The organism is Arminella tubonensis (genome assembly GCF_003240585.1).
GTDB classification, from domain to species: Bacteria; Pseudomonadota; Alphaproteobacteria; order Rhizobiales; family Rhizobiaceae; genus Rhizobium; species Rhizobium tubonense.
This window is the reverse complement of sequence record NZ_PCDP01000033.1, coordinates 1-21,281: the sequence shown is the minus strand read 5'-3', so window position 1 is coordinate 21,281 and position 21,281 is coordinate 1. Positions and strand designations below refer to the sequence as shown.

The 21,281-nt window shown below is 60.9% G+C and carries 19 protein-coding genes; 10 read left to right on the top strand and 9 right to left on the bottom strand.

Going from position 1 to position 21,281, the window contains the following annotated elements; all coding sequences use genetic code 11:
* Nucleotide 1: 1 nt before the first annotated feature.
* Together hflC and hflK are read right to left on the bottom strand one after the other, a co-directional pair.
* The gene (hflC, locus tag CPY51_RS10550; protein WP_111160199.1) at nt 2-1,012 is read right to left on the bottom strand and encodes a protease modulator HflC; all 1,011 of its coding nucleotides are present in this window, start codon (nt 1,010-1,012) and stop codon (nt 2-4) included.
* Entirely contained in the window at nt 1,009-2,583 is a 1,575-nt protein-coding gene (gene hflK / locus CPY51_RS10545) for a protease modulator HflK (RefSeq protein ID WP_244598584.1), read from the bottom strand. The genes hflC and hflK overlap by 4 nt, the downstream gene beginning before the upstream one ends.
* 67 nt (nt 2,584-2,650) lie before the next feature.
* Here hflK and CPY51_RS33345 point away from each other — a divergent pair, with 67 nt between their 5' ends.
* Entirely contained in the window at nt 2,651-2,956 is a 306-nt protein-coding gene (locus CPY51_RS33345; RefSeq protein ID WP_244598582.1) for a hypothetical protein, read from the top strand.
* A 353-nt stretch (nt 2,957-3,309) separates the two neighbouring features.
* On the opposite strand, the gene derI is transcribed toward CPY51_RS33345, so the two are convergent.
* From derI to CPY51_RS10515, 6 genes are all read right to left on the bottom strand, one after another.
* Nucleotides 3,310-3,762, bottom strand: coding sequence for a D-erythrulose-4-phosphate isomerase (gene derI / locus CPY51_RS10540; protein ID WP_111160197.1), 453 nt, complete (start codon nt 3,760-3,762; stop codon nt 3,310-3,312).
* 44 nt (nt 3,763-3,806) lie between these two features.
* Nucleotides 3,807-4,574, bottom strand: coding sequence for a triose-phosphate isomerase (locus CPY51_RS10535; RefSeq protein ID WP_111160196.1), 768 nt, complete (start codon nt 4,572-4,574; stop codon nt 3,807-3,809).
* 22 nt (nt 4,575-4,596) lie between these two features.
* A complete protein-coding gene (locus CPY51_RS10530; RefSeq protein ID WP_111160195.1) occupies nt 4,597-5,529 on the bottom strand; it encodes a sugar phosphate isomerase/epimerase family protein in 933 nt (310 codons plus the stop codon).
* Between the two features lie 63 nt (nt 5,530-5,592).
* Nucleotides 5,593-7,104 (bottom strand): glycerol-3-phosphate dehydrogenase, encoded by a 1,512-nt coding sequence (locus tag CPY51_RS10525; protein ID WP_111160194.1) that lies wholly within the window; start codon nt 7,102-7,104, stop codon nt 5,593-5,595.
* 79 nt (nt 7,105-7,183) lie between these two features.
* Nucleotides 7,184-8,752, bottom strand: a complete 1,569-nt coding sequence (locus tag CPY51_RS10520; protein ID WP_111160193.1) for an FGGY-family carbohydrate kinase — start codon at nt 8,750-8,752, stop codon at nt 7,184-7,186.
* Nucleotides 8,753-8,863: 111 nt separating this feature from the next.
* A complete protein-coding gene (locus CPY51_RS10515; protein WP_111160192.1) occupies nt 8,864-9,841 on the bottom strand; it encodes a sugar-binding transcriptional regulator in 978 nt (325 codons plus the stop codon).
* A 713-nt stretch (nt 9,842-10,554) separates the two neighbouring features.
* On the opposite strand from CPY51_RS10515, the gene CPY51_RS10510 reads away from it, so the two are divergent.
* The 9 genes from CPY51_RS10510 to CPY51_RS10470 all read left to right on the top strand — a co-directional run bounded on the left by CPY51_RS10510 (nt 10,555) and on the right by CPY51_RS10470 (nt 21,155).
* Complete coding sequence (locus tag CPY51_RS10510; RefSeq protein ID WP_111160191.1) at nt 10,555-11,211, top strand: DUF2291 family protein; 657 nt, start codon at nt 10,555-10,557, stop codon at nt 11,209-11,211.
* Nucleotides 11,208-12,752, top strand: coding sequence for a sugar ABC transporter ATP-binding protein (locus tag CPY51_RS10505; protein WP_111160190.1), 1,545 nt, complete (start codon nt 11,208-11,210; stop codon nt 12,750-12,752). Before CPY51_RS10510 ends, CPY51_RS10505 begins: the two co-directional genes overlap by 4 nt.
* Before the next feature lie 23 nt (nt 12,753-12,775).
* Nucleotides 12,776-13,876, top strand: a complete 1,101-nt coding sequence (locus tag CPY51_RS10500; protein ID WP_111160275.1) for an ABC transporter permease — start codon at nt 12,776-12,778, stop codon at nt 13,874-13,876.
* Between the two features lie 72 nt (nt 13,877-13,948).
* Entirely contained in the window at nt 13,949-14,908 is a 960-nt protein-coding gene (locus CPY51_RS10495) for a D-ribose ABC transporter substrate-binding protein (protein ID WP_111160189.1), read from the top strand.
* A gap of 298 nt (nt 14,909-15,206) precedes the next feature.
* Complete coding sequence (locus CPY51_RS10490; protein ID WP_111160188.1) at nt 15,207-16,100, top strand: DeoR/GlpR family DNA-binding transcription regulator; 894 nt, start codon at nt 15,207-15,209, stop codon at nt 16,098-16,100.
* 147 nt (nt 16,101-16,247) lie between these two features.
* Nucleotides 16,248-17,783: an FGGY-family carbohydrate kinase gene (locus tag CPY51_RS10485; RefSeq protein WP_111160187.1), complete on the top strand. Its 1,536-nt coding sequence runs from the start codon at nt 16,248-16,250 to the stop codon at nt 17,781-17,783.
* Nucleotides 17,780-18,553: a DeoR/GlpR family DNA-binding transcription regulator gene (locus tag CPY51_RS10480; RefSeq protein WP_111160186.1), complete on the top strand. Its 774-nt coding sequence runs from the start codon at nt 17,780-17,782 to the stop codon at nt 18,551-18,553. Before CPY51_RS10485 ends, CPY51_RS10480 begins: the two co-directional genes overlap by 4 nt.
* Nucleotides 18,550-20,262 carry a glycerol-3-phosphate dehydrogenase/oxidase gene (locus CPY51_RS10475; RefSeq protein WP_111160185.1) on the top strand — a complete coding sequence of 571 codons (1,713 nt, stop codon included), beginning with the start codon at nt 18,550-18,552 and terminating at the stop codon, nt 20,260-20,262. The genes CPY51_RS10480 and CPY51_RS10475 overlap by 4 nt, the downstream gene beginning before the upstream one ends.
* Before the next feature lie 413 nt (nt 20,263-20,675).
* The gene (locus CPY51_RS10470; protein ID WP_111160184.1) at nt 20,676-21,155 is read left to right on the top strand and encodes a GGDEF domain-containing protein; all 480 of its coding nucleotides are present in this window, start codon (nt 20,676-20,678) and stop codon (nt 21,153-21,155) included.
* On the opposite strand, the gene CPY51_RS10465 is transcribed toward CPY51_RS10470, so the two are convergent.
* Nucleotides 21,148-21,281, bottom strand: a 134-nt coding sequence (locus CPY51_RS10465; RefSeq protein ID WP_146260114.1) for a L,D-transpeptidase, incomplete at its 5' end; no start/stop codon positions are given. The genes CPY51_RS10470 and CPY51_RS10465 overlap by 8 nt on opposite strands.

The window sequence follows — 21,281 nt, the reverse complement described above, 5'->3', positions numbered from 1 at the left end:
CTCACTTGCCCCCAATCGCCGGCGGTGCACTTGATGGCGCAACAGGAGGACCATCGACCAGAGCGCGGAATGGTGCTGCATCCGTTCGCAAAATAAGCCGTGTGTTCGAATTGACGATCGTCCCCAGCGTGTCGAGGGATCGAAGCAGGTCATAGAGCTGTGGCGCGCTGTTGTAAGCCGCCCCGTAGATCTGCGCTGCTTCGACGCGGGACTGGGCCTCGATATTGGCCGCTTTGACGGCGGCATCCGCCTGCAGCACCCGTGCATCGCGCTCGGCCGCCGAACGGATTTCCGCCGCCTGTCTTTTCCCAACAGCCGCCCGCTCCGTCGCAATGGTTTCGCGCTCCGCCCGCATGCGATCGACGGTCGCATCAAGGGTGACGGACGGCAACGTCAGACGTTCGATCCCGACCTCGACAACGCGAATGCCATAGGTATCGAGCAAAGGCTGACCAATCTGCGCCTGCAAGCGGGCTTCGAGCGCGTCTATCTGCAACTTGGCAGGATCGGGATTGATCAGCGATGCCAGATCATAGTTGCTGGCCACCGTTTCCAGCGACGATCCCAGAAAGGTGCGTATCTGCTCCGCCGCCTGATCCGGCTGGTTCTGCACCGATCGGACGAACCGTTTTATCGCCTCCGGGTCCCCTGGGACCTGCCAGATCGCATAGGCCTGAGCAATGACGCGCAGGCCGTCCCTCGTGCCGACATCCTGCAAACCGCTCGATGTCGATTTGGCGCGCAGATCGACATCTATGGTTGTCTCGAACGGCATGGGAAACCGGAAGGCAAGGCCAGGCTCGGTAAGGACGCGCGTCGGATTGCCGAAGCGCGTGACAATGGTGGCCGCACCCGATCTGACCTGGACGAGGCAGGCAGCCGTGATGATGATCATTGCAATCAGGACGGCGATGACGACGCGGTACCACCGAAACGGCATCGTTTCAGCGTCCTCGTCATGATGAAAATGATGGTGATCGTCTGCTTCATCATGGGAATGCACGTGGGTCATGGATTGACCTCTTCACTTGGCGCTGGCGCACTCGTCTCACCGGCGGCATCTGGATCTATCGGAGGCATGGTCGTTCTGAGGTCGAAAGTAGGAGCAAGGTTTCCGCCGATCCGATGATCGAGGATCAATGCCTTCGAATGCGCCAGCCCCGCGGTGAGCCGAGCAAAATAGGTCTCCGTCAGGAAGACCTGCCCAGCTTTGTCATAGGCCGTCTGCTCTGCTGCAAACCGCAACTTCGCCACCTCGGAGGCAGCAATGCTCTCGCGCGCACTCGCCACGGCCTTGTCACGTTCGATACTGGCGTTGAGTTGAGCATCGTTGGCTCGCTCGGCCGCGTGGCCGCGCTCGCGAGCAACCAGAGCCTCGGCAGTGATCTGCGAGGCCTGAACCGCGTGATACGCATTGGCGGCCCCAGCCGGCGGGTGAATTGCCTCGACCACCACCGCGAGGATTTCCACGCCACTGTTCAAGCGGTCGAGATCCTTTCGTATCGCCGAAGAGATATCGACAGCAAGCTGTGCGCGCGTCTCGCCAAGGACATCATCGAGTGTTCGCGCCGCGAAATCGTGAACCAGGACGCGACTAGCCGTGCTTTCGATCAGGGCAGCGGGGTCGGAGGTCTGATAGGCGGCGTTCAGTGCCGCCTGATCCGAGAGGCCGATGCGATAGACAAAGCGGATGTCCATGTTGACGATCTGAAAGCTCTGCTTTCCGTCCGTTCGGCTCGCTATGATCTGCGATTTCTCGCTGATATGAGAGCCGTCCCACAGCCTATTTGTAATCTCCGGCGCCGGCCCCTCCGCGTCAGCCAAGGGCTCACCGTCTTTTTTGTCGGACAGTGACGTTGCCAGTTCATGAACCACGCCGTTTTCGACCGGGACGACCCGCCCGAAGGGCCAGGGAAGGCCGGCATGAAGGCCGGAATGGACAACGCTTTCCGGCTTTCCGAAGCGCTCATAGATGCCGCGCCCCGTCATCGGCACCTCGCTGACGCCGCTCAGCAACCAGCCGATGAAAAGGATCAGGCAGATGACAGCAGGTGCGGCCCTGCGGATGAAGGAAATCGCCCAGATCTGGCGAAGATCTATGCCGTACCTGGCTTTGATCTCGTTGCGAAGGACCGAAAATGGCCTCGGCGGCCAGCGAAGTGTACCTGCCACAAAGCTGTCCGCGATCAATTGCGGTTCAATATCGCTGTTTTGAGGACTGAACATTGCAAGGAGGGCGCGAATGAGCAGCTCAAGCGCCACCAATGCCGCGAAACAACCCGAGAGCACCATAAGCCGGGTAAGCCATTCTTGGCCTGCTCCGACCATAAGCAGGCAGAAGGCCGATGCAACGAGGGTGACGATCGGCAGGCGGGTCAGAAGCATCAGCGAACCCGCCTCAGGCAATTCCTCCAAATTGCTTGAGGCAAAGCGCCTCTCGATCACGAGCAGCGCGAATGCAAGCGCAAGACAGAATCCGCCCGCAATGTAGGCAGCCCGACCGGGTGTCGATTGTTCAAAATCCCAGGACACACCCGCATAGACCGTCAAGAGCGCCAGCAGTGACAGGCATGCTTGCAACACGGCTCGTGATCCGACACGCTGGACAGCGGCTCTGGCAGAAGTCGCGGCCCTTCCAGAAAGCCGCTCAATGGTATCGGTTCGCAGAGGTTCCTCGGACGGCGAGCGCCACGGCGACGTGGCCGCATCGATCATCCAACGCAACCAAGCCGGTCTTGGCAGGCTCGGAAGACCGGCTCTTTCCCGTCGCCAGCTTGCAACCTCACAGCCCGATCGCAAGCCTGATCCGAGAACAATCAACGCCGCAGCGTTGCTGCAAAAGAACGGCAGCCACATCGTTGAAGAGGCGAATGATCCGACCAGGCAAGCCGCCAGCAGGAATGCCGCGGCGACTATGCCCACCCGAGACGCATCGGTAGAGAGCTGCCGCGCGTGAATTGCAGACCGCTGAAATCGAATTCGTTCGGTCGGATTCACCGCCTCGATGTCGTTGTCCATGTGCGGTCGTATTCGTTCCCGTGCTTCAGCATCCGGTCCAGTGGACGCAGACCATTCGCTGAAAACGTCTAGTCCGACTGCCCGAAAAATCAATGGCCGCGTGACGTTTCCACTTTCGACACGGGATTTCCTATATTTCCGCTCCCCGACCCGCACCATGCCAATGCTGGCGGCCGATACGCATTTTATCCCACTTTTGGAATGTTTGTTTGACGACAAGCGCCTCTTGAACGGCTCCTTTCGCCAGCCGATCTTCGAAGCCAGCAGTTCGGAGCCGTCCAGCCATCGACTTCAACGATGATATTTCGCATCAACCTCGTTGATCGCCGCGACGTTCGACGCGCTGCGGCCCTTTTCGTCGAAGGTCTGCGCCAGGAACGCGTCAGCGATCGATTTCGCCACCTCTGTCCCGATCACGCGGGCCCCCATGGTGATGATCTGCGCGTTGTTCGACAATGCGGCCCGCTCGGCGGAATAGGTGTCGTGGCACAGCGCCGCCCGGATGCCAGGAACCTTGTTGGCCGAGATGCTGACACCGATGCCGGTGCCGCAGATCAGAATTGCTCGATCATACTCACCGCTCAACACACGGGAGGCTACACGGTCCGAAAGGTTTGCATAAAATTCCTCAGAGCCCTCGGCAGGCTTGGAGACTTCGGCAACATCGTGCCGGTCTTTCAGATACTCGGCGAGCACATGGGCGAGGCCAGACCCGGCACTGTCGCCGGCGATTGCAAGTTTCATAGTCTTTCTCCTTTTTTGCAATGTGATGGGTTGTGATCCCTGGATCAGATGATAGCGGCGACCCGCGCGATGATGTCGAGGTAGCCCCCGACGTCCCAGGCGGATCGTCCGATGAAGAGTCCGTTGATATGTGGGCATGCGGCGAGCTCGGCACAATTTCCCGGATTGACCGAGCCACCGTAAAGGCACGGTATCCGTCGGCCCAGAACCTCTTCGGCCACCGCGATGATCCGTTGTTGCCGCGCGTCGGCATATTCCGCGGTCGCCGGAATGCCGTGCTCCCCGATCGCCCAGACCGGCTCATAGGCCAGCAGTATCGGTGCTGCCCGTTGCGCCGGCGACAACGCCTGCAACGCACCGCGCACCTCGTCGGCCAAGACATCATCCGCACGTCCGCTTTGGCGGTCCGCCAACGTCTCGCCGATGCAGATCAGCGGTATCAGCCCATGGCGCACGGCCGCCTCGACCTTCAGTCCTACGGTCGCATCCGTTTCGCCAAAATATTCGCGCCGCTCGGAATGGCCGAGCTCGACCATATCCATCCCGCAATCGACCAGCATGAGCGGCGAGATTTCGCCAGTCCACGCCCCGCGATCGGCCCAGTGCATGTTCTGCGCGCCCACCTTGACCGAACAGCCGGCAAGCATCGCCTTTACCTCGCGGATCGCGGTGAATGGCGGGATCACAAAGCGCTGGAAGCGCGGATCGGCGTCTGCCTCAGCCGCGAGGAGGCCGTCCGCAAAGACGCGCGCCTCGGCCAGCGTCTTGTTCATCTTCCAGCTGGTACCGATCCAGAAAGGCATATCAGTCATGTGTCTATTCCTGTTGAGCAGGTCAAAGATTGAGGTCGGCGATGCCGGTGTCGATATGAGGGGCCCAGAAGGCCACCGACTCGGCGATCTGGCCGATCACCTGCCGGTCGTTCGGCTCGCGTTCCTTGAAGGATAGTTCAAGGCAGATTTCGTTTTCACGCGCGCCACCTTCGTGGAAGGCGGCAAGCAGCGGCTTGGGCTGGATGCGCCCCTTGGCGTTGTATTCGGCGGTGAAGGGGCGATGACCGCCCTTGTCCATCAACGACTGCTTGATGTGAATGATCGGCGAAACACGGGGCACCGCCTTCGCCCAGGCATAGGGGTCGAAGTCGTCGAGGTTGGGGCTGGTGACGTCACCATGGTCGATGTCCGCCATCATCCACATCGGCACCGCCATGTTCGCGGCCGTCAGCCGGTCCTGAAGCGCCATACAGGCGGCAATTGTCTCGCCGAATTCCCGACCCACCGACATCGGCTCCCAGAATACAGAGCTCAGGCCTGCCGCCTTGGCGTGCTCCGCGACTTCGGCCCAGCAATCGATAGCGATCCGGATCAGCGCCTCGCGGCGCGCGGGATCGTCGAAATCGCGATAGGTGAAGATCGCGAACTGCGTGCCGACCGAACTGCCGCCCAGATCGGCGGTGATATTGGCAAAGGTCTTGAACCAGTCGACATAGTAGCGCCGGACATCTGCGTCGGGGTGCCCGAAATGGTTGAGCCGCCCATAGGGGCCGGTCATGCCGGAGGTCACGCGCACTCCCGTGCGTGCCATCGCCGCGCTCATTTCGCGCGTCAGCCGCCGGGTGACCGCGCCTGGCCACGAAGGGTTGATGAACTCATGCGTCAGCTGGACATCACGGATCTTCACGCTGTGCGCGATGGCGTCTATCAGGTCGCCCGGCTCGGCGAAGCGGTTGACCAGCGGATTGGTGTTGAGCGATAGCGTGAGCCCCATCGGGACCTCCTGTTGAAAATCGAAACGCGCCGGGGTGAAATCGAGCACTTCCCCCAATGCCGCTCAGGCGGAACGCGCCATCTGCCCGTTGAGCCACACATCAAAGGTGGCCTTCTCCTCGGCACTTATGTGCAGCCCATGCTTGGTGCGGCGGGTCAAAATGTCCTCTGCTGTCTCCGCCCATTCCTGTGTCATCAGATACCGCACCTCGGCCTCGTAGAAATTCGGGCCAAAACACTGCCCCAAGCCCGAAAGCGATGCGGCACCGCCGATCACTTTCGCCGTCCGCGCGCCATAGACACGGGCATAGTGTCCCGCCAGAGCGCGCGGCAGCCACGGATACTCGCGCTGCAACGTGTGGAGGAAACGCGGCACGTCAGCCCCCTCGATCTCGCCGCCGGGCAAAATGCCTTTGGCGGTCCAATCCAGGCCCATCTTCGGGAACGTCGCCCGGAACCGCTGCATCGCATGCTCGGCCAGCTTGCGGAAGGTGGTGATTTTTCCGCCGAAAACGTTGAGCAGCGGCGCGCCGCCTGCAACGTCGAGGTCGAAGACATAGTCCCGCGTCACGGCCGAGGGATTGCCTTTGCCGTCGTCGTAGAGCGGCCGCACCCCCGAGAAGGTCTGGATCACATCCTGGCGCCGCAATGTCTGCTTGAAATAGCGATTGACCGCCGCCAACAGATATTCGATCTCGCTCTCGTCGATCGACACCGCCTCCGGCGCCCCCTCATAAGGAATATCGGTCGTTCCGATCAGCGCCTTATCGCCCTCGTAGGGGTTGATGAAGATCACCCGCTTGTCGTGGTTCTGCACCAGATAGGCCTGCGGTCCGTCCCAGAACTTCGGTGTGATGATGTGGCTGCCCTTCACCAGACGGACATTCCGAGTGGAATTGGTGCCAGCCACCCGCCCGATAATGTCATTGACCCAGGGCCCGCCCGCATTGACCAGCGCACGCGCCATGACGACCCGCTTGGTGCCATTGCGCGCATCTGTCATCTCGACCCGCCACAGCGCGCCCTCGCGCCGCGCCGAGGTACAGGCCGTCCGCGTCAGGATTTCCGCCCCCCGTTCAGCCGCGTCCATCGCGTTCAGCACCACGAGCCGCGCGTCGTCAACCCAACAGTCGGAGTACTCGAACCCTCTGGTGTACTGATCCTTGATCGGTGCGCCTTCCGGGTCGCGCTGCAGATCCAGCATGCGCGTCGGAGGCAGCGTCTTGCGCCCGCCGAGATGGTCATAGAGAAACAGTCCGAGCCTGACCAGCCACGCCGGCCGATCATCAGGACTGTGCGGCAGCACGAAACGCATCGGCCAGATGATGTGGCTTGCCGAATTCAGCAGCACCTCGCGCTCGATCAACGCCTCGCGCACAAGCCTGAATTCGTAATATTCGAGATAGCGTAGCCCGCCGTGCACCAGCTTGCCCGAGCGGGACGAGGTGCCCTGCGCCAGATCATCCTTCTCGCACAGGATGACCGACAGACCTCGGCCCGCGGCATCGCGCGCGATGCCCGCACCGTTGATGCCGCCGCCGATGATGAACAGATCTACCGTTTGCGTATCGTTCATCTCCACTCTCCTCCGAGGCAAGCCTCTGCGTGTTTGCGGGGCTTTTGGAAGCAATTGTCGATCATATTCATATCCCCGTTCATTCGGTTCGCCCCTGCGAAAGCGCCAACAGGTCCCAAACCGGTTCCAGCGCGCGCCGCGCACTGCAATAGGCCGGGAACGTGCGATCATAGGTCTGCACCAGCGCTGCATCCGGCGCTTCGACCGGCCCAAGCAACGGCGTGACCCATTTTGCAATGCAGGCTTCCATCTCCGGATAGACCCCGATTGCGACCGCAGCCATCATTGCCGCACCCGCGGCGCCCGCCTCTTCTCGTGCGGAAATCCGGACAGGCGAGCCAACTGCAGCTGCAACAATTTCGCGAAGCGCCTGCGACCGTGCCGCTCCACCGGTCAGTCGCAACTCCAATGGCATATCACCCATCGCCGCATAGCAATCGCGCGTGGCCATCCCGAGCCCCTCGACCACAGCACGTAGTAGATCGGGGAAACGGTGCCCGCTGGTCAACCCGACAAAACCGGCACGCGCATTGGCGTTGACGAACGGTCCCCGCTCTCCCGCTTCCGAGATATAGGGGTGATAGATCAGGGTGCCGGGACTGCTGACCGCAAGCCAACCCTCTATCCGCGCCACCAGCTCGGCATGCGTCGCCTCGTGGCCCATCTCTTCCATCAAATCACCGGCCAATCGCAGCGCCCAGTCGATATTCAGCGTTGCCGCCATGTTCGACTGCACCTGCGCGACCATGCCGGGGATAGGCAGTGCAATCACATAGCCCGTGCCCTCCTGGTTCAGGTGGACGCCCGCAATGTCGCTCGCACGCATATGCATGCCCGTGGAGCCGATGATCGAGCAGGCGGCCGGTGCCCCGCCGGTATGGATACCGGCTCCGAGCGCCGTGCAGACAAAATCGACATAGCCAAGGCTGACCGGCGTTCCCGCAAGCAGGCCTGTCGCCGTTGCCGCGTCCGGCGAGAGCGAATGCGTGACCTGCGTACCGTCGAGGATCTGCGGCAGCAATCCGCGCTGCGCCGTCAGGCCCAGGGCGTCGATGACCGTCTCGTCATATTGGCGGGTGCGGAAGTTGCCAAAGGTAAAGCTCGCCTCCGACGGATCAGTCGCGCGAACCCCGGTGAGATTGAGGTAAAGCCAGTCCTTGCAGTGCAGCGCGACTTCGGCTTGGTCGAGCATTTCGGGCGCTGCCGCTGCCATATGCGCGATCTGCGTTCCCTGTTGGCAAGCAGTAAGCCCGGTCCCGGTCGCCTCGAACCGAGCGCGTTCTGAAGGCGAGGCCCGCAACCGCCGCACCGTTTCGGCGGCCCGCGCGTCCAGCCATAGCCAACCGTCGGTGACCGGCGCATTGCGCGCGCCCACAAGCCATGTACCGTCGCCCTGCCCCGTCACCGCCACCGCCGCCGTGCGGCGCGCAAGCCCCTCGACCTTGGTGCCCAGATCCCGCAACGTCCGGGCACAGTCCACCCAGGTCTGGCTTAGCGATTGGAACGCGGCTCCATCTGCCTGTGTCACATAGCGGTTCGGCACTGACGCCGCGGCAATCTGCCGCCCCGCCAGATCGAAGGCTACCGCCTTGATGAGGGAGGTTCCGGCATCGATGCCGATCAGGATGTCCTGTCCGGCATCATGCATCAGCTCTATTCTCCATCGCTCCAACTCCATTGGCAGATGAACTGCTGGCATGCCACCCCGGCGGCATGTCCGTTGGCCCCCGCATTCATATCGTCCACCAAGATTTCCACTTCATCCGCGCACCCATGCCGGATCCTCATTCGCGAGGGCTTGCGCTGTGCGCTCATCGGTGATCAGCCCGCGCAGAAAGCCACTCTTCAACACAGCCCTGATCGCGCCGATCTTTTCATGTCCGCCCGCGATGGCGACAATCCTTCTTCCCCGCATCGCGTCGAGACCAGGCGACAATGTGCGTGCCGACAGCGACGTTTCGATCGGCTTGCCCACGCGATCAAAGAAATGACCTAGCATCTCTCCGACGCCGCCCAGTTCACGCACGTCGCGAATTTCGGCCGCCTCAATCATCTGCGATGCGACAAGCTGGGCATCCAGCGCTGCCGTGCCAACGCCGACGAACATCAGATCAGCCCTTGCCGCCAGCTCGAAAATCTCGCGCACGCCGCGCTGCGCCAACAGCACCTCCCGATCTTCGACCGTATTGGCGAAGAACGGAACCGGCATGACAAACGCCGCCGCCCCGGTTTTCTCGGTCAGGCGGTGCATCACATCGTGCGGATTGGCCGCGTAGTTCCGCGTCACTCCTCCCAACAAAGATACAAACCGTACCCGCCCGGCATCCATGCGGGCCATCTCCGTCACCGCCGCAGCCAGGGTGCGGCCGTGACCAATCCCGATAACGCCTCCATGAAAACTCTCGATCTCGCGCTGCAGGAATCCCGCGCCCGCCATGCCCAGTGCCTTCAGCGGCAAACCCTGCTCATGCAGATCCGGTACCACTTCCGAATATTCAAGCCCGTAACGAACCTCCAACGCCCTCTCGAGCATTGCGCACTCGGCCACCTCGCCGTCGATCGTGACCTTCACAGCGCCATTCTGGTTGGCGCGCGCGATCAGCCGGTGCGCCTTGACACTCGTGACCCCCAGCCGGCTCGCAACCTCGGCCTGCGTCATTCCCGCAGCATAGTGAAGCCAGGCCGCGCGCACTGCGAGGCTGTCTTCACTGTCGCGTTTCTCGGAAAATCGCGCCATCTCGCCTCCCAAAGTCGATTGCGGCTGGTGAAATTATTATTAGTTGGTGTATTTTTTTGCACAGTTTCATAACATATGTCAACAATATCACTCTTTGTTGCGTGACATGAGATGACGTTCCAGTGGGCATTGGTCGAGGCTCCAACCGGGAGACCACAACCCCGCTCGTCGTCAGCGCCAGGCTCGCGCTCGATCGGACATTCTCGCCTAGATCCCTACGATTTGGCAATTTTTGACTTAAAAAGCGCCAATTTTGCAACTTCCACGACCATCACTTGCCGTCCGTACCGGGGATGGGTCAACGCTGCCGTCATTCCCAGAGCCGCAGCAGTGTCCAAGGCCCTCCATATTTCTACCGGAATTTGTCAATCTCTGTCATAGCGGCCTCGTCGCGCCGATTGACAAGACATCTTCTATATCACATATTGAATGTGGCTGATAACATAAATATACCACAGCTACTACATTTGAGGCGAGGAGATCACTTGTAGGCAATATCCATCGAGGCGATGCCGTTCAGGCATTGCCCCAGACAACCGGCCACTTGGAGGAGGGGCGACCAATGTGCAAAATTGATGCTGCTCGACTTCGACAGCTGGAAGCTTGGCTCAGTTGCTCGCCCGGCCGCATTCGTGCGGGGAGCCATCTCGACGCGCCATCATCGTGGCGTGCCTCTCTCGTCCCTCCGTTTTTAAGTCAAAGGTGGTCGCACCATGAGTAATCCCGCTGGTGCCACGATGAACATCCGTCCCAAACGCCGCCTTCGGGTAACGATTGTTTCTGCCGCGGTCCTGGTCCTGCTCGCCGCGATGGCGATCGATACGAAGGTCGTGAAGATCGGCTCCGAAGCTGATGCGCCGCCCGACGTCTTCTCGTCCGAGGCATTCGGCGCAGCACAGTTTCCGAAGGTACAAGCAGCCGTCGAAGCACGCGCCGCCAGCGCCGATCAATTGGCTACAGCGATCGCGGCAAACAAGGATGCGGCGGCGAAGCAGTATGGCGTTCCCGGCGGCATCGGCCCGGAGATGTCAGTCAAATTCACTGGTGTTGCCGGTGCCGCAAAATCAGGGGTTTACAGCGTGACTGTCCCCGGCGTTCCGAGCACCGTGTCGATCCGCGTCCAAACGGGACCGGCGATCAATGGGACGGATTTACGCGATTCGACCGGCACCATCACTTTCGATCAGTTCACCAACCAGATCGACTATCAGAATGCCGGGTCGGCCCTGAATAAGGAAATGAAGGCCCAGGTTCTGTCGAAGATCGACAACGGCAACCTCACCGGAAAGACCTTGTCGGTCGTCGGCGTATTCCAACTGATCAATCCCAACAGCTGGCTTGTTACGCCCGTGAAGCTGGATGTCCAATGAGCGCCGTATCCAATCTTGACCGATCGCGCGACGACACCGTGCTGGCGGCGCGCAACATCGCAAAGTCCTATGGCAATATTCATGCGCTGAGGGGCGTGAACTTCGATATTCACCGCGGCAAGGTCACGACCCTGTTCGGCGAGAATGGAGCGGGCAAATCCACGCTCATGAAGATTCTATCTGGTGTCGTCACTCCGAGTTCGGGCGATATCGAGCTTGATGGCGAGCGCGTCATCTTCCATTCGTCGACCGATGCCCGTGATCGCGGCATCTCGATCATTCACCAGGAACTGAGCCTTGCACCCAACCTCAGCGTCCGCGACAACATCTTCATGGGACGCGAGCTTCAAACGCCGACAGGAATCGACTTCGCCGAGGAAGCCCGTCAAACGCGCAAGCTGATGGCCGATCTCAATGAAGACATCGACCCGCTGACCCGCGTGGAGGAGCTGCGTCTGGGGCAGCAGCAGATCGTCGAAATCGCACGCGCGCTATCGGTCGATTCGCGTATCCTCATCATGGACGAGCCGACATCGGCGCTGAGCGCCACCGAGGTAGAGGTGCTGTTCAAGGTAATCCGCGACCTCACCGCACGCGGGGTCTCGATTGTCTATATTTCCCACCACCTCGAAGAGGCGCTGCAGATCACGGACTTTGCCGTCGTCCTGCGTGATGGGTCGATTACCGCAACAGCCGAGGCGAAGGATATCGATCTCGAGTGGATCGTGCGCAACATGGTGGGCGAGAACTTCGACCTTGGCTCGCCACCAACCGGTCACGAATTCGGCGAGGTCGCCCTGTCGATCGGCGGCTTGAGCGTCGCTGATGCGTCTGGATCCGGCTACTCGGTCGTCGACCGCCTGTCCCTCGATATCCGGGCCGGAGAGATCGTCTGCATCTACGGCCTGATGGGGGCTGGACGCACCGAGCTGCTCGAATGCGTCGCAGGCCGCCTGCAGCCGACCGGCGGAAAGGTCGTTCTCGAGGGTCAGGAGGTCTCCCGGCTCAGCATCGCCGAGAGGATCGAGCGTGGACTTGCCCTGGTTCCCGAGGACCGCCAGCGCGACGGGCTCGTCCAGACAATGTCCGTGGGCGCAAATCTTTCGCTCGCCAGCATCGGCACCTTCATCAAGCGAATGTTGCTCTCGCGTTCACGCGAAAGCGCACTGATCAAACAGTCGATCCAAAACGTGCGCATCAAAACCTCCGGCGGCGATGCCGCCATTGGCTCTCTGTCCGGTGGAAATCAGCAGAAAGTCGTTATAGGCAAGATCCTGGCAACCAGCCCCCGGGTCATTCTTCTCGATGAGCCCAGCCGCGGCATCGACATCGGTGCCAAGGCGGAGGTGTTCCGCCTGCTTGCGGAGCGTGCCTCACAGGGCCTCGCCGTCCTGTTTTCCACCTCGGAGGTCGCCGAATGCCTGAGCATCGCCCACCGGATCGTCGTGATGCGCAAAGGCCGGATATCTGCGCAGTTCGGATCTGATGCCACGAAAGAGCAGATCATGGCCGCCTCGGGCGAAGCGGTGATCGACCTATGAATAAGAAGAACGGAGCCTTGACCATGACCGAAGCTGGTCCATCCCTCAAAGCCGCCCGCCCGGGTTTGTTTGGCGGTGGCGTCGACCTGGGCAGGCTTCTGCTCGAGGGCCGCGCGTTTTTCGCGCTGATAGCGATCATCGTGGTCTTTTCGATCCTGTCGCCATACTACTTCTCGACCGCCAACTTTTTGACCATGTCGTCGCACGTCGCCATCTTCGGGATTCTCGCGGTCGGGATGCTGCTGGTCATCCTGAACGGCGGCATTGATCTTTCGGTGGGATCGACGCTCGGGCTTTCCGGCTGCATCGCCGGGTTCATGATGCAGGGCGTGACGTTGAAGCTGTTCGGCGTCGTGCTGTTTCCCCCGGTGTGGGTCGTTGCGGTCCTGTCCTGTGGCCTTGGCGCGCTGGTGGGACTTGTCAACGGCGTCCTTATCGCGCGTTTCAAGGTGCCGGCTTTCGTTGCCACCCTCGGCGTCATGTACATGGTGCGGGGCGTCGCCCTTTTGATGACGAACGGGCTGACCTACAACAACCTCGGCGGCAAGCCTGAATTGGGCAATACCGGCTTCGACTGGCTCGGCTTCAACCGCCTGTTTGGCGTTCCGCTCGGCGTTCTCGTGCTCGTTGTTATAGCGTTCCTTGTGAGCCTGATGTTGAACCGCTCGGCCTTTGGCCGATGGCTCTATGCCTCAGGCGGTAACGAGCGCGCGGCGGAACTGTCAGGCGTCCCGGTGAAGACGGTACAGATCTGGGTCTATGTACTTTCGGGTATTTGCGCCTCCATCGCAGGGCTCATCCTGTCCTCCCAGCTGACCTCGGCCGGTCCGACCGCCGGCACCTCTTACGAACTGACCGCAATCGCAGCGGTCGTCATCGGCGGCGCGGCCCTCACCGGCGGTCGCGGCAACATACGCGGAACGCTCCTTGGGGCTTTCGTCATCGGTTTTCTGTCCGACGGTCTCGTGATCATCGGCATCTCGTCCTACTGGCAGACGGTCTTCACCGGCGCGGTCATCGTGCTCGCGGTGTTGCTCAATGCCGTTCAGTATCGCCGCCGCGTCAAGAAGCCCACCACGACCGACGGCCAATCCACTTCTCCGCAACTGGGAGGTAAAGCGTGAAAAGGCTCAATCCGCTCGAGAGAAGAAATCCGGGCAACCGGCACTACAGTCAACAAATGGAGGAAAGTTATAATGTTTAGCAAAACTAAAATCCTGGCTGCAGCCTTTGCGCTGTCGGCTTCGGTCCTGGCCATGTCAGCAACCACGGCATCTGCCGCCGGCGGCCTTATTTCGATCATCGTCAACGATCCGGCCAACCCCTACTGGCTGACAGAGGGTAACGTTGCCGCCGCCCAGGCAAAAAAGCTCGGCTATGAAGCCAATGTCGGCGCCCACAAGGCAGACACCAACACCGAAAGCAACCTGATCGACACCGCAATCACCAATAAATCCGTGGCAATCATCCTCGACCCGGCCAATGCCAGCGGCTCCATCGGCGCCGTCAAGAAAGCCATTGCTGCAAACATCCCGGTCTTCCTCGTCAACGCGGAAATCAACCAGGCTGGCCTGGCCAAGGCACAGCTTGTCTCCAACAACGCGCAAGGTGCAGCGCTCGGTGCCCAGCAATGGGTGAAGGATGTTGGAGAAAAGGGCAAATATGTCGAACTGCTGGGGGCTCCCTCCGACAACAATGCCGCAACGCGGTCGAACGGATACACAACCGTGCTCAGCCAGTATTCAGACCTTGAAAAGGCTGGCTCGGACGTCGCCAACTGGGATCGTACCCAGGGCCACGACAAGATGCAGAGCCTTCTGCAGGCGCATCCCGATATCACTGGCGTCATCAGCGGCAACGACGAAATGGCGCTTGGCGCGATTGCGGCACTGAAGGAAGCTGGAAAGCTGGCTAACATCAAGGTTGGCGGTTTCGACGGCTCTCCAGATGCCGTTGCTGCGATTAAGGCCGGCGAACTGCAGTATACCGTGCTCCAGCCGGTTGCCGTCTTCTCAGCGAAGGCCGTGGATGAGGCAGACTCGTTTTTGAAAACCGGCAAGATCGGTGCGCCGGCCGAAAAACAGCTCTTCGATTGCCTTCTGATCACCAAAGACAACGTGGCAAACTACACAGCTCCGTTCACGCTCTCGCAGTAACGGCGCAGGGGAGCGGCCGTTGGGCGCTCCCCATTTGTTTCGTTTGGAAAACCGAACGGTTGTCGCTATTGACTGCGATGTTCGACGTATTTCCGGTTGTGACGACGCCGGCTTCGAGTACAAGAAGACACTGAAGGCGAGGTTTGAAACCCGACATCAATGTCAAACTCATCAAGGAGCTCGGGCGCAACGTGAACAGCTACATGTCACACTCGACCACCGCAGTCGACGCGGCGGAAATGACCAATGCTTTCCCTAAGGTTACAGTTTCGACTTGTATTTCCGACGTGAGCGCACGATGACGGCGTCCAAGGATGCCGGCGAACCGGCCGACAAGCGATTGACCCCAGAGCAGGTGCCCAGCGATACCAGGCTCGCGCGCCAGCTCGCGCGCCGGCAGTCGATCACCGAGACCGTGATGGCCGAGGGATCGGTGCGGATCGAGGATCTGACCGACCGCTTCGGCATAAGCCTGATGACCGCACATCGCGACCTTGACGAACTGGTCAGTCGCGGAATCCTGCGCAAGTCACGCGGCATCGCCTCGGCAGCGCCAACCAGTCTGATCGAATCTAGCGATGTCTATCGCTCCAGTCGCCAGTCTGCCGAGAAGAAGGCGTTGGCGCTCGCGGCCATGCGCTTCGTCGAACCGGGACAGGCGGTCTTTTTCGACGACTCGACAACCGTTTTGCAGATGGCCCGCTTCCTTCCGTCGATCGTGCCGCTGACCGTCATTACAAACTCGCTGACGCTCATGAATGAACTGAAGGGCGTTCGCGACGTGACGCTTCTCGGCCTCGGCGGCCAGTACTACAACTGGTGTAACGCATTTCTCGGCCGCATGACGACACACGAAATCTCGCAGCTGCGCGCCGACACCTTGTTTATGTCGATGTCGGCCATAACAGACGACATCGTCTTCCATCAGTTCCTGGAGATGGTCGACACAAAAAGGGCGATGTTCGATTCGGCCTCGACCCGCATCCTGCTTGCCGACCACACCAAGTTCGACCGCCGAGCGCTTCATGCCTTTTCGCCGCTGACCAGTTTCGACATCGTCATCGTCGATGATGGAACACCGGCCGTGCACATCGCCCGGATGCGCGACAAGGGCATCAATGTCGTCGTCGCCCCGACCCGCGGCCTTGGCCACGCATCGGCCATCCAACGCTATGATCCAGAGGCCAGGTGACATCCTGGGATCGGGTGACCGCCGCCGCCGCGGGCTTCTCGTCGCGACGATTTCGCGCACGTCGACCTGCGCAATATCACATCTATTGACGTTAACTTATCGTCTTTGTATGTTTATTTATAGCCAAATGAACAGAGCGGATAGATCATGCCCAGTCTGCTAGGGATCGATAACGGCCTGACAGTCACCAAGGCGGTAATCTTCGATGTCGACGGCACGCAGCTTTCGGTGGCGAGGCGGCGGGTGCCGCAGTCGATGCCGCATGCCCGCTGGGTCGAACGCGACATGGCAGGCCTTTGGCAAGCGACCGCCGAAGCGATCGGCGAGGCCATCTCGCAAAGCGGCAGGCCGGCCAGCGACATCAAGGCACTTGCCGCAACCGCGCACGGCGACGGGCTCTATCTCCTTGACGAGAACCACCGGCCTCTCGGCGCCGGCATCCTATCTCTCGATAGCCGCGCGGGCGCGATCGTCGATCGATGGTCGGCAAGTCAGGTCTTTGCCGAGGCACTCCGCCTGACGGGACAGGTCCCCCACGCCTCTGCCCCTTCGGCATTGCTCGCCTGGTTGAAGGAGAACGATCCTGTTCGCTTCAGCCGTATTGCCCATATCCTCTCCTGCAAGGACTGGCTGCGGTTTTGCCTGACAGGCATTATCGGCACCGACCGGACCGAAGCCAGCACCTCGTTTACCGATGTTCGCAGCCAATCCTATTCGCCGGAAGCTCTGCGCATCTACGGGCTTGAACAGCTCTTTGACGCCCTGCCTCCGGTCGCCCATTCCGCCGAAATTGTCGGCAGCGTCACTGCTAAGGCCGCCGCGCTGACCGGCCTTGCAAAGGGCACGCCGGTCGCGAGCGGCCTGCACGATGTCACCGCTTCGGCGCTCGGCATCGGCGGCCACGCGGAGGGCGTGGTCGGTATCGTCGCCGGCACTTACTCGATCAACGAAGTGGTGTCGGCCGAGCCGCGCACCGACCCTCGCTGGTTTTGCCGCAATGCCATAGCTCCCGGCTTCTGGAACAACATGTCGATCTCGCCCGCGTCCACAGCGAACTATGACTGGTTCCTCGATGCATTCTGCCGCAAGGACCAGGATGAAGCCACGGCGACCGGCGGGTCGATCCACTCGATGCTGGCAGGCGAAATCGATGCAGCACTGAAAAGACCCTCCACGATCCTCTTCCACCCCTACCTCTTTGGATCGCCCTACGGAAACCTCGCCAGCGGCAGCTTCCTCGGTCTGCATGGCTGGCACGATCGCGGCGATATGCTGAAAGCCGTGCTGGAAGGCATTGCCTTCAATCACCGCACGCATGTCGAGGCGTTGCGTGACGGCTTTGCCTTCCGCGAGGCTCGGTTGACCGGCGGTGGCTCCCGCAACCCGGCCTTTGCCCAGATGTTCGCCGACATTCTGAACATGCCGGTAACCGTCACCTCGACCGACGAGGCCGCCGCCTTCGGCGCAGCCCTCTGCGCAGGTGCGGCAATCGGCCTCTTCCCGATGTCGCAACAACCACTACACCCTAAAGGGACGACAAGCCGCCGATACCTGCCCGACGCTGAACGCAGCGCCCTCTTCGACGAGCGCTTCGCCCTCTATTCCCGCATCGCCGAGGCGCTCAAGCCGCAATGGCCGGAGATAGAACGCCTCGCATCGCAAACCATCAGAGGCACCGCGTGATCAAGGCCGACGAACGACGCGAGGACATTGCCAACTATGTGATCAAATTCGGCCAGGTTCGCATCGATGATCTGGTCGAACATTTCGGCGTCTCGCGGATGACGATCCATCGTCACATCGACCAGCTTGCGCACCAGGGTGTGCTGCGCAAACTGCACGGCGCCGTCACCGTGCAGCCGTCCGGCATCTACGAGAGCACTTTTCGCTACCGCATGACCGTTGGTCGGGTCGAGAAGGACGCGCTTGCACGCGCCGCAATGGACTATGTCGCAGCGGGCCAGGTGGTGATGCTGGACGATTCAACCACCGCCAACGCCGTCGCGCCGCTGCTGCTCGAGGTCAAGCCACTGACCGTCATCACCAACAGCATGTCGACCGCCGAGCACCTGATCAATATCGACGACATCGACTTCATCTGCCTCGGCGGGCAGTACCATCGCACCTACAACGCCTATATCGGCATCCTCTGTGAAAACGCGATTTCGCGGCTGCGCGCCGATGTCCTCATCTGCTCCGCCTCCGCGATTACCGGCACGACCGGCTTCATCCAGGACCAACAGGTCGTCCGGGTAAAGCAGGCGATGATGGCGGCCGCCAGCACACGCGTTCTTCTGGTCGACCATGTCAAATTCAACAAGGTGGCCCTGCACGTGTTCGAAGAGCTCACGTCCTTTGACACGGTTCTGGTCACCGAGGGCATCGGCGATGCAATGGCGCAACAGCTGGAGCAGGCCGGCGTGCGGCTGCGGATTGTAAGGACAGCACCATGACCTCACCGAACCAGACGGCAATCGATCCCGCCGGCCGCCTTGCGGCAGTTGCCACGGCGGGCACTGTGGATGTCGTCATTCTCGGCGGCGGGATCAACGGGGCCGGCCTCTTCCGCGATCTCTGCGCACAAGGCGTCAGCTGTCTGATAGTTGACAAGGGCGATTTCGGCTCAGGCACCAGCGCGGCTCCGTCGCGATTGATCCATGGCGGGCTGAAATATCTTGAAACCGGCGAATTCGGACTGGTCGCGCAATCGACGCTGGAGCGCAATCTCCTTTTGAAGAACGCGCCGCATTGCGTCAGCCCGCTTCCGACGATCATCCCGATCTTTTCCTGGAGCAAGGGCATCTGGGCAGCACTTCGCACCCTCTTCGGCTCGACCAGCGCACCGCGCAGCCGCGGCGCCATCCTCATCAAGATAGGCCTGTCGATCTATGATTATTACGGCTCGCGCAACCGGGTCATGCCGCGCCACAAGCTTTTCGGCCGCGCCCGCGCGCTGCGCGACATGCCGGCGCTGACAAAGTCGATCGTCGCGACCGGCACTTACTATGATGCCAAGATCAGCCATCCCGAACGGCTGGTCCTCGAACTGATTGCCGACGGGCTGGAAGAAGATTCACTTTCGGCCGCCGCCAACTACACCGCGCTCGCCTCCGTCTCGAATGGCGCCTTGACCTTCCAGCCAGAGAACGGCACCACGTTTTCCGTACGGCCGAAGCTGGTCGTCAACGCCGCCGGCCCGTGGATCGACCATGTCAATGCCCTGCTCGGCGCCCCCTCGAAAATGATTGGCGGCACTAAGGGCTCGCACATTCTTCTCAAGCATGACGAACTGGTGCAAAGCCTCGCTGGGCGCATGATCTACTTCGAAGCCGACGACGGACGCATCTGCCTTGTCTACGACTATCTCGGCCTTGTTCTCGTCGGCTCGACCGACATTCCGGCCGACAATCCCGACACCGTCCGCTGCGACCCTCAAGAGATCGAGTATCTGCTCGAGAGTGTGCGCAGCCTGTTGCCGGGCATGACTTTCAATCACGACCAGATCGTCTATGCCTATAGCGGCATCAGGCCCTTGCCAGCCTCGAACGCCTCTGTCCCAGGGCTTATCAGCCGCGACCATTCCAGCCCGGTCGCCGAACCGGAGCCGACGCGTCCCTTCCCGATCATCTCGCTGGTTGGCGGCAAGTGGACAACCTTTCGCGGTTTCGCCGAGGAAGTCGCCGATACGATCCTGACGCGCCTCGGACACAGCAGAAAGGCGACGACGCAAACGATGCAAATCGGTGGCGGTAAGAACTTCCCGCCCAACGCCGCAGCTCGCGAAAGCTGGCTGACCCAAGCCAATGCGGCATCGGATTTGCAGAAGGACCGTCTGGACCAGCTCCTGTCTCGCTATGGAACCAAAGCGCTGCAGATCGCGTGTCACAACAGTCCCTGGAGCGACCAAGATCGCCTGCCCGGCTCGACCGATTACAGCCTCTCGGAGATCGACTACATCCTCCGCAACGAATGTGTCGAGCATCTGTCTGATATCGTCATGCGCCGAACGACGCTTGCAATACGGGGCTCCCTGACCACGGGCGATCTGAGGCAGATCGCGACGATAGCGGCCACGGTGCGGGGATGGGATTCGACGCGGACATCCGAGGAAATCGATGCCGTGGTGCAGCTTGGCGACAGGAATCTAATGCGGCTAAAATAGCTGCCTCGGCCGATCCCCCTGCTCCTCCACGGGCGACACCGATAGTTCTTGCAACCCCTCAAATCAAAGCTTTCCGGGCCTTGGACGAGTTCGTCCCGTAAGGCCAGCCAAAGGCAGCCCCGTGCAATGCCAGGCATTCACTCGTCGAAACCCTCTCGCCACCGCTGTCGTCGCCGGAACCCTAAGCATCCTTCCGCTCTCGGCCGCGATCGCAGATCGTCCATGCCGCGTCGGACGCCTTGCATTTGGCGTTCGGTTGCTGGAGATCATTGCCCTGAAGAAGAAGGCATTGAAGAAGCCCGCAAGGTCGCAGCCAAGGGCAGCCGACCCCGTCCCAAGCATGGGTATCGCGTCAACGTCAAGGACACCCTGCGCAAGAGCATTTAGGCCGATGCCCCCGCCGGCAGCCGTCGTTGAATGGAAAGGATCGATCCGATGAAACTGAACCTGAAGGCGGTGCGGTGATCTCGCATGAGAATATCACCGCACGCCGGCTTCTCGAGAACGAATTGGAAAGGCTCGCTGCAACCGACCCGCTCACGGGCCTGCCGAACCGCCGTTATTTCTTCAACATAGCCAATGTCGAGTTCGAGAAGGTCCGCCGGTTCGATTCGCAGGCATCGATCATCATGATCGACGTCGACGCCTTCAAGGCTGTCAACGACACGCACGGTCATGCTGGTGGGGACGAGGTGCTCAGGTCGACCAGCCGGCGCTGTCGGGAGAGGATGCGGCAGAGCGATGTCCTGGCGCGATTTGGAGGCGAGGAGTTCGTCGTCTTGCTCCCACACACCACTGCCGAAGCCGCGGCAGTAGTGGCGGAGCTTCTGCGCAGGACGATCAGCGAACACCCAATTCAGACCCCTGGTCGTCAAACATTCCTCCCTACATAAACTTGACAGGCACATCCTTGCTGACGAGCTTGGCGAGCTCTTCGGCGTCCCAGTTGGTCAACCGCACGCAACCGTGCGAACCGGTCTTGTCGATCCGGCTCGGGTCTGGTGTGCCATGGATACCGA